The organism is Pseudoalteromonas ostreae (genome assembly GCF_018069805.1).
Lineage (GTDB): Bacteria > Pseudomonadota > Gammaproteobacteria > Enterobacterales > Alteromonadaceae > Pseudoalteromonas > Pseudoalteromonas ostreae.
Window position 1 is genome coordinate 1 of sequence record NZ_JAGPYN010000058.1, and the last position, 1,474, is coordinate 1,474.

Annotated in this window: 1 protein-coding gene and 1 pseudogene; both read left to right on the forward strand. The window is 36.3% G+C overall.

Features of this window, described 5'->3' with window-relative positions; all coding sequences use genetic code 11:
• A pseudogene (locus J7338_RS20470) lies at nucleotides 1–323 on the forward strand (addiction module toxin RelE); the annotation flags it as partial.
• A gap of 331 nt (nucleotides 324–654) precedes the next feature.
• On the forward strand, nucleotides 655–1,425 hold the full coding sequence (locus J7338_RS20475; RefSeq protein ID WP_210798817.1) for a substrate-binding periplasmic protein: 771 nt from the start codon (nucleotides 655–657) through the stop codon (nucleotides 1,423–1,425).
• The last annotated feature ends 49 nt before the right edge of the window (nucleotides 1,426–1,474 follow it).

A 1,474-nucleotide genomic window follows, 5' to 3' on the forward strand; every position in this document is an offset into this window, starting at 1 on the left:
CGCAGTTTGTAGAGCAAGGAAAAGGGCTGGATCCTTGGGGTAATATTTCAAATCAGGTATTTTTAGGTAATGCTGAGTTTGTAAAGGAGCATTTAGAATTGCTTAAAGAGCAGCAAGGCGATTTATCGGAAGTACCCCAAAAGCAAAGGCGCAGGGCAGCGTTAGCATTAACAGAATACGCTCAACAGTGTAGTAGTCGTAATGATGCTATAAGAGCAGCTTATGCATCCGGTGGGTACACGTTGAAAGAGGTTGGCGACTATTTTCAGTTGCATTATTCTCGGGTCAGTAAAATTGTCGCAAAAAGAAAGACTTTGTTCTGATTAATCGTGATGGATTCACAAAAAACGTTGACTTATTACTCCCCGCTGAGCGTGCAGTCCACTCGTTCAATTAAATCATAGAATATTAATATTGAATTACGACTTATTCAGTCAGGTAATCCGTAACAAAGTGCTTATGTAGAACGGTTTAGCCGCATGGTTAAATATGATTCGCTTAACCATTATATTTATAGTGGTATTATTGAGTTGCAAGATAGATTGGTTATGGACATACAATAATGAACAACCTAACATGAGTTTAGGGGATCACCCCTAGTCAGGACTGAGCGGCTGAAAATTAGTCAGTGTCGTAACACAAGGCTATGGAAAAATGACTAAAAAATTATTGAATTTACTATGTATATTGGTGCTTTTATTGGGGAGTTTGGGCACATTTAAGCTAATGAGTAAGGAGATAGATATTGCATTTGGTCAAAATCGGCCACCTTATGTTTTCCATGAACTCGGTGTTTGGAAAGGCATTGAAATTGATATAGTTCGTGAGGCATTACGCTTTAAAGGGTATAGTTTCAACAATGAAATTCATGTCGTCAATAAACGCTTGAAAAGAGCGGTGAGTACTATGGGCTTTGATGCTTCTGTTGCCGTTCAGCAACAAGAAGATGGCACATACTATTCTGACTTTTTTATTACCTATATTAATTATGCGATATCGAGAAAAAAAGATAACTTGATTATTAATAATATAAAAGATTTGTCCAAATATACGACTGTTGCTTGGCAAAATGCATATATAAATTTGGGAGAGGAATATGAGAGTTACTTTGGACTAAATATTGAAGAAGCAACTCAAAGAAAATATGCAGAATTTGGTGATCAAGAACGGCAAAATGCGTTTTTCTGGATTGGTCGAGCTCAGGTGATCATTGTCGATAAATTTGTATTTGATTGGTTTAGAAGTAAGTTGTCAGTAACCTATGATACGAGTGATGAGGTGGTTTATCATGATATTTTCCCAAGCCATACTTATTATCAAGTTAACTTTAAAAACAAATCTTTACGAGATGATTTTAATAAAGGCTTGCAACACCTTCGAGACACTGGTCAATACCAAGAAATTATTAAAAAGTACCTCCATTAATTGATCGCAAGAAATTAAAGTTAACGATAACTCGACACTGTTGAGTGGT